The sequence below is a fragment of the Pseudomonas sp. AGC41 genome (assembly GCF_057334555.1).
The window spans coordinates 1-7,739 of sequence record NZ_JBHFJB010000093.1; the positions used below are offsets into that span (position 1 = coordinate 1).

A 7,739-nucleotide genomic window follows, 5' to 3' on the forward strand; every position below is an offset into this window, starting at 1 on the left:
CCCACAGGGCTGGGATTACATCAGGAAGAGGTAGGTTCAGGTTGAAAGGTTGACCACCCGACCATCCCGCGTACTCAACGCCGGGCGCCGTTTGTTGACCACCAGCTCGCCGATCCGGATCAGCAGGCTGCGGGTGACGTTGCGGCTCAGGCCCAGCAGGCTTGCGGTGTGGACCTGGTTGCAACTGGCGTAGCGGTAGGCGGTGCGCAGCAGGGCAGCTTCGACTTTTTCGTAGACATCGCCGTGCGCTTGCTCAAGCAGTTGCTCGAAGGCTTTTTCCAGCAGTGCCTCGGTGGTTTGCGGCGTGTTGTCATGGGGCGCGTCCTGGCGCTCGATGCGGAAATTGGACAGGTGCAGGTCCTGCACGCCGATCACCCTGTTGCGGCAGATCAGCAAGGTGTGATGGATGACGTTTTCCAGCTCGCGAATATTTCCCGGCCATGAGTAGTCGAGCAGTTTGCGCTGCGCCTGGGCATCCAGCGTCACCTCGCCATGGCCGAGCCTGCGGCTGTACTCGGCGATGAAATGGCGAATCAGCGGCAGGATATCGCCGGGACGCTCGCGCAACGGCTTGAGTACCAGGCTGACCACATTCAGCCGGTAATACAGGTCTTCGCGAAAATGCCCGGCGTTGATGGCTTTTTCCAGTTGCACGTTGGTGGCCGCCAGCACCCGCACATTGATCCTGATGGGCTTGCGCGAGCCGAGGCGGACCACTTCGCGCTCCTGTAGGACGCGCAGCAGCTTGACCTGGATCGGCATTGGCAGGTCACCGATTTCATCGAGGAACAGCGTGCCGCCGTCGGCTTCTTCAAACCACCCGGCCTTGGCCGTCAAGGCGCCGGTGAACGCGCCTTTTTCATGGCCGAACAACTCGGCCTCCACCAGCGTCTCGGAAAACGCGCCGCAGTTCACCGCCACGAACGGCTTGTCGCGTCGAGCACTGAGGTTATGGACGTGGCGGGCGACCAGCTCCTTTCCGGTGCCGGTCTGGCCGATGATCAACACGCTGGCGTCACTGGGCGCGACTTGCTGCAAGTGCGTCAGCAGTGCCTGGGAGCTGGGATCGGCGAACACTTGGGCCGTGGCGCGGATTGAGGTAGCCAGGCCGGGGGAGGGAGGAAGCGTGAGAAGCTGCATGACGGTGGCCCGTTTATGAGAGTGCGCTGATGATGGGGTGAGGACCAACGCTCCTTGGTGGTATCACCGTGCGAAGCCATTGGGCTTAAGGCTTAATCTAAATGATCTAAAAAAAATAAAACAAATAACATAGAGTTATATGCTTAAGGCGATGGGCCGCCTTGGGCAGGCGCGTTTCGATCAGGACTTCGGTCTGCCCGCGGAAACGTCGTCAGCCGCAGAGCTTCTACCAGCACCGGGTTTGGCGAGATCAGGCAAAAAGGCGGCGCTCACAGGTAACTAACTCGGGAGTGTAGGCGAGTAACGTGGCTCAACTTTACTGCAGAGCCCAATTCGCGAGGGACGGATCAGACATCCAGGGTGTGCCGCTTTGAGGAGGAGCGATACCAGCAGCACCGACGTTCCCTCGACACGCCTCAATGTCGATAAGAGAATAAAAAACCATGACCAGCCCGAGCTTCAAGGATTCGAACGGCCACTTGGCGCAGGGCTTCAAGCCTCGTCACGTCACCATGCTTTCAATCGCCGGGATCATCGGCGCCGGCCTGTTTGTCGGCTCGGGCCATGCGATCGCCGCTGCCGGTCCGGCCGTCATGTTGGCTTATCTTTTTTCCGGTCTGCTGGTGGTGCTTGTCATGCGCATGCTTGGCGAAATGGCGGTAGCCCGACCGGATACCGGCTCGTTCTCCACCTACGCCGACCAGGCGGTCGGGCGCTGGGCAGGCTTCACCATCGGTTGGTTGTACTGGTGGTTCTGGGTGCTGGTGATTCCCATCGAGGCGCTCGCCGCCGGTCATGTACTCAACCAGTGGTTTCCCTCCGTTGATGCCTGGCTGTTTGCCTCGGTGTCGATCATTGCCCTGGCCGTGACCAATCTGTTCAGCGTGTCCAAATACGGTGAGTTCGAGTTCTGGTTCGCCATGGCCAAGGTCATCGCGATCATCGGTTTCATCTCCCTGGGATTCGCCGTGCTGATGGGCTGGATTCCGGAGCGCGAAGCCAGCGGCTTGAGTCGCTTGATGGAAGAGCATGGCGGGTTCGCGCCCAATGGCTTGTCAGCCGTGGTCGGGGCCTTCATCACCATCATGTTCAGTTTCATTGGTACGGAGGCGGTGACGATTGCCGCCGCCGAGTCCAGCAACCCGGCACAGAACATCGCCAAGGCCACGCGATCGGTGATCTGGCGCATCGGCGTGTTTTACCTGCTGTCGATTTTCGTGGTGATTTCCGTGGTGCCCTGGAACGATCCGCTCCTGGCCTCGGTGGGCTCCTACCAGCGGGCACTGGAGTTGATGAACATTCCCCACGCCAAATTCATGGTGGACGTGGTGGTATTGATCGCCGTGGCCAGTTGCATGAACTCCTCGATCTACATTGCTTCACGCATGCTCTATTCCCTCGGCCGGCGTGGGGATGCGCCGAGGGCGGTGGAAGTGACTTCGTCCGCTGGCGTGCCCCGGGCGGCGGTGGTAGCCAGTACGGTATTGGGCTTGGGTATCACCTTGTTCAGCTACTTCATGCCGGCCGGGTTGTTCCAGTTCCTGCTCGCGAGCTCCGGCGCCATCGCCTTGCTGGTGTACCTGGCGATCGCCGTGTCCCAGTTGCGCATGCGCCGCAAGCTGCTTCGCCAGGGCGTCGAGCTGGGCTTTCGCATGTGGTTGTTCCCCTGGCTGACCTGGGCGGTGATCCTGTTTATCTGCGCGGCCCTGGCGGTGATGATGGTGACCCCCGAGCACCGCAGCGAAGTGAGCACCACCCTTGGCCTGGCCTTGGTCATTTCCTTTATCGGCCTGGTGACTTCGCGGCAAGCGCCGCAGCCTGAAGAGGCGGTTTCCCTCGGCTAGCCTCCATAGACTCTCGGCCTAAGACATTCCCGTGGCGAGGGAGCTTGCTCCCGCTGGGCTGCGCAGCAGCCCCTTCCGTTACTGATCCCTAAAAACCCAAACTCCCTCCGGCAACTAACCCTTGCTTACGTTGTCAGTACTTGGCGCCCGTAGCGCCGACGTTCGCCACCGATGGCGACAATGTCAGCTACATGGCGCTTTTTTTCTGACGCCTCAAGGCAGATAGCTCGCAATGGATTGCGCCGGGACCGTTTATTCCTTTTGCGGGTTGATTCTCTATGGGTTTTTTTCTTGATCCTCGGCATGACATCGACGCCGCTTTGTTGAGTTATCGCCGGGTATTCTGGTCGCTGGCCCTCTTCAGCGGCGTGATCAATCTGCTGGTGCTGGTGCCATCGCTGTACATGATGCAGGTCTACGATCGGGTCCTCACCAGTCGCAACGAAACCACGCTGTTCATGCTCACCTTGATCGCTCTCGGGCTGTTCATGTTCAGTGCGTTGATCGAGTGGGTGCGTGGCGAAGTGATGATCCGCATGAGCGCCGGGCTGGACGATGCCTTGGGCGAGCGGATTTTCGATGCGGCGTTCGCCCGCAGCCTGCGCGAGCACAACGCCAACCCGGCGCAGGTGTTGAGTGACCTGGCCACCTTGCGCCAACTGATTACCGGCCAAGGCCTGATCGCCTTGCTCGATGCACCGTGGTTGCCGATTTTCCTGCTGGTGGCGTTCATCTTCCACCCTTGGTTCGGCGTGCTGACCCTGATCCTCGCAGCGTTGCTGGTCGGCTTGGCACTCTGGGGCGAGCTGGCGACCCGCACGCGCCTGGGGGAGGCCAATCGGCTGGGCGTGCAATCGTCGGTCTACGTCAACAGCACCCTGCAGAATGCCGAGGTCATCCAGGCCTTGGGCATGCTCGGGCCGCTGCGCCAGCGCTGGAGTCTCCTACAGCAACGGATCATCGCCGCGCAGGCGCATGCCAGTGATCGCGGCGCGCGTATTACCTCGGCGACCCGTTTCGTGCGGATTTCCGGCCAGTCCCTGGCCTTGGGGCTGGGGGCGCTGCTGGTACTCGAAGGGCAATTGTCGGCGGGCATGATGATTGCCATGTCGCTGTTGCTGGGGCGTGCCCTGGCGCCGGTGGAAATCGCCATCGGTTCGTGGAAGCAATTCAACGCCGGTCGCCAGAGTTACCAGCGCCTGAGCCAGCTGCTCGCGCAACATCCTCGCGATCGCCTGCGCATGCCGTTGCCACCGCCAACCGGCGCGGTGCGCCTGGAGCAGCTCTACGTGGGGCCGCCCGGTGCGTCGCAGCCGCTCCTGCGCGGCATCAATTTCAGCCTGGACAAGGGCGAGGTGCTGGCGGTGGTCGGGCCCAGCGCCAGCGGCAAATCGACCTTGGCTCGGGCATTGGTTGGCGTGTGGCCGGCCATGGGTGGCTCGGTGCGGCTGGACGATGCCGAGATCAGCCAGTGGTCCCATGACGCCCTGGGCCCGTACCTTGGTTATCTGCCCCAGGACATCGAGCTGTTCGATGGCACTGTGGCCGACAATATCGCCCGTTTCGGCGAGCAGGACGCCGACAAGATCATCGCCGCCAGTCGTCACGCGGGCATTCACGAAATGATCCTGAGATTCCCCAAGGGCTACGACACGCCGCTGGGCCCCGGCGGGCTTGGCCTGTCCGGCGGACAGAAGCAACGCCTGGGCCTGGCCCGGGCGCTTTATGGCAGCCCTTCGCTGATCGTCCTCGACGAGCCCAATTCCAATCTCGATGAAGCCGGAGAACTGGCGCTGGTGCAGGCTATCGGCGTGCTCAAGGCCGCCGGCAGCACCGTGGTGTTGATCACCCACCGGCCCAACGTGTTGGCGGTGGTTGATCACATCCTGGTGCTCAAGGACGGTACCCAACAGGCGTTTGGCCCGCGCGACCGAGTGCTCAAGGCGCTGATGCCAGGCCCAAGGCCGACGGCCGTGCGCGAGGCGGGTAAAGATGCGTGATTTGAAACCGGCGACTCCGGCCCAAGGCGACCACGGCTTGAGCGTGCTCAGCAGCAACACGCTGCCCAGCGCCAGTACCGATGCCGGCGGCGCGGCGCGTTACGGCGTGGTCTTCCTCGCCCTGACCCTGGGCGGTTTCCTGCTTTGGGCGTGCCTGGCGCCGCTCGACCAGGGAGTGGTTGGCAGCGGCACCGTGGTGGTGGCGGGCGAGCGCAAGGCTGTGCAATCGCTGGTGGGCGGGGTCGTGGAAAAGCTGCTGGTCAGCGACGGCGACCGCGTCAGCCAGGGCCAGTTGTTGGTGCAGCTCAACACGGTGCAGGCGCAAGCGCAGTTGGACGTGACCCTGGGCAAGCTGCTCAATGACCGCAGCATCGAGGCGCGCTTGATGGCCGAGCGCCTGGGCGCCGATGAAATCCAGTGGCCGGCGCAACTGTTGGAGCGCGCCGAGGAGCCGCGCGTCAAGGCGGCCATGGCGCTGCAGAAGCAGCTGTTCCTGACGCGCCGTGCCGAGTTGGGCAGCCGCCTGCAGATCATCGAACATGAAGTCGGCGCCTTGCAGCAACAGTTGCAGGGCTATGAAGGGGTCAAGCGCAACTACGACGCGCAGATGCGTTTTCAGCAGCAAGAGCTTGAAGGTTTGCGCGAGCTGGCCCGGGAAGGCTACGTGCCGCGCAACAAACTCTTCGAGGCCGAGCGCAACGCGGCGCAACTGGCCGGGCAGATCGCTTCCGGCATTGGCGATGTCGGCCGCACGCGCCAGGCAATCAACGAAAGCCGGCTCAAGGCCTTGCAGGCGCAGCAAGAATTCCGGCGCGATGCCGAAACCCAACTCAGCGAGGTTTCGGCCGAGGCCGCCGGTTATGCCGATCAGATCCGCGCCTTGCAGTTTGAAGTGGATAACGGGGCGATCCGCGCGCCGGTTGCGGGGCAGGTCATGGACGTGTCGATCCATACGGTCGGCGGGGTCGCTCAGGCTGGGCAGACGCTGATGCAGGTAGTGCCGCTGGATGCGCCGATGGCGATTACCGCGCGCTTCGAGCCATTGATGGCCAACAAGCTTCGCCCGGGACTGCCGGTGCATGTTCATTTCACCGCGCTGCAACGGGTGGATACGCCGACCGTGACCGGCACGGTCACCACCGTGTCGGCGGACCAGTTGATCGACCAGCAGACCCACCAGCCGTACTTCTCCGCCAAGGTCGAGATTCCCGCCGACACCGTCGTTTCGCTGCAGAGCGCCGGGCTGCTGGTGCGCCCCGGCATGCTTGCCGATGTCACCGTGGTGACCGGCGAACGGACCTTGATGAACTACCTGATGAAACCTTTGCGCGAACGCTTGCTGGCGGCCTTCAAAGAGGAATGAGCATGACCGACCGTTGCCGTTACGGCGCCCGTGTGCTGTTGAGCCTGTGTACCAGTTGGGCGCTGATCGGCCCCGTCTGGGCGGCGGAGGGGGGGCTGAGCCTGATCGCCGCCTACGATGCCTCGCGCCTCAACGATCCGACCTTGCAGGCGGCGACCCACGCCTACGATGCGTCGCGGCAGGAGGAGGCGATCGGCCGTGGCGGTCTTTATCCGCAAGTGTCGCTATCGTCGCGTTATGGCTATGGCGGGCGTACCGATGGCGGCGACGACAGCAGTTATGTCAACAGCAACGATTACCAGGCGAACAGTGTGACCCTGGCGGCGCAGCAGGCGCTCTACGACAAGGGGCGTTGGGCGGCTTATCAGGAAGGCAAGGCGCGGGGCGCGCTGGGAAGCCAACAATTCGACGTGGCCGGCCAGACACTGTTTGATCGGGTCGCCAAGGGCTATTTCGACGTGGCCCGGGCCGAGAACGAACTCAAGCTGATCGCCCAGCAGAAAGCCGCTATCAGCGGCTTGGTCCTCCAGAGTAAAAAGCTCTATGAGGGCGGCCAGGGAGCGATCACCGACATCGACGAGGCCCAGGCCCGGCTCGATCTGGTCGAGGCTCAGGAAACCGAAGCCCAGGCCCGCCGCGTGGCCGCGCTGCGAGCACTGTCGGGGCGGGCCAGCGTGCCGATCGACGACATCCAGGCGATGCGCGAAGAACTTCCCGCTGGCAGCCCGATCCCGCCGGAGCAGGACCTGCCGTATTGGACGACGATTGCCCGTGAGGCCAGTCCGGAGCTGGCGGCGCGGTTGGCGGCGGTAAAAGTCGCCGAGGCCCAGGCCGACAGCCAGCGGGCCGGGCATTATCCGACATTGTCGCTGACCACTCAGTTGACCCGTCGGGAAACCCGCCAGTACCAGGAGCTCGATCCGCGCCAGGACACCTACTACGTCGGGGTGCAGCTGGATATCCCCTTGTATCGCGGCGGCGCGGTGCGCGCGTCGGTGGCCAAGGCCGAGGCCCAGCTGGCCGGGGCGCAGTCCGATTATGACGTGCAGCGACAGGAACTGGCCGAGGCCATCGAAACCGATTACCTGGGCGTGGTGGCGGGCTTCGCCAAGAGCAAGGCGATGCTACGGGCGGTGGAATCCAACCAGCGGGCGCTGACGTCGACCGAGAAGGGCTTCCAGGGCGGCGTGCGTTCGACGGTGGACATCCTCGATGCCCAGCAACGTCTGTTCCAGGCCCGCCGGGACCTGCTCGACACCAAGCTGGACATGCTCGAAAGTTATGTAAGCCTGCACACCCACACCGGCCAGATGAACCGCGCGGTGCTGGAGCAGGTGCAAAGCCTGTTCTAAGAATCCGGCCGAGCCGCATCGCATCTGTGGCGGGGGGGGG

The 7,739-nt window shown here is 63.3% G+C and carries 5 protein-coding genes; 4 read left to right on the forward strand and 1 reads right to left on the reverse strand.

The window, feature by feature from the left end; all coding sequences use genetic code 11:
• Nucleotides 1–36: 36 nt before the first annotated feature.
• The gene (locus ACE04F_RS16835; RefSeq protein ID WP_486108418.1) at nt 37–1,140 is read right to left on the reverse strand and encodes a sigma-54 interaction domain-containing protein; all 1,104 of its coding nucleotides are present in this window, start codon (nt 1,138–1,140) and stop codon (nt 37–39) included.
• Nucleotides 1,141–1,583: 443 nt separating this feature from the next.
• Here ACE04F_RS16835 and gabP point away from each other — a divergent pair, with 443 nt between their 5' ends.
• The 4 genes from gabP (at nt 1,584) to ACE04F_RS16855 (ending at nt 7,699) form a co-directional block, all read left to right on the forward strand.
• Complete coding sequence (gene gabP / locus ACE04F_RS16840; RefSeq protein ID WP_486108420.1) at nt 1,584–2,984, forward strand: GABA permease; 1,401 nt, start codon at nt 1,584–1,586, stop codon at nt 2,982–2,984.
• A 278-nt stretch (nt 2,985–3,262) separates the two neighbouring features.
• Nucleotides 3,263–4,984, forward strand: a complete 1,722-nt coding sequence (locus ACE04F_RS16845; protein ID WP_486108422.1) for a type I secretion system permease/ATPase — start codon at nt 3,263–3,265, stop codon at nt 4,982–4,984.
• Nucleotides 4,977–6,347: an HlyD family type I secretion periplasmic adaptor subunit gene (locus ACE04F_RS16850; protein ID WP_486108424.1), complete on the forward strand. Its 1,371-nt coding sequence runs from the start codon at nt 4,977–4,979 to the stop codon at nt 6,345–6,347. Before ACE04F_RS16845 ends, ACE04F_RS16850 begins: the two co-directional genes overlap by 8 nt.
• A gap of 2 nt (nt 6,348–6,349) precedes the next feature.
• Nucleotides 6,350–7,699: a TolC family outer membrane protein gene (locus ACE04F_RS16855; RefSeq protein ID WP_486108426.1), complete on the forward strand. Its 1,350-nt coding sequence runs from the start codon at nt 6,350–6,352 to the stop codon at nt 7,697–7,699.
• Nucleotides 7,700–7,739: the final 40 nt, after the last annotated feature.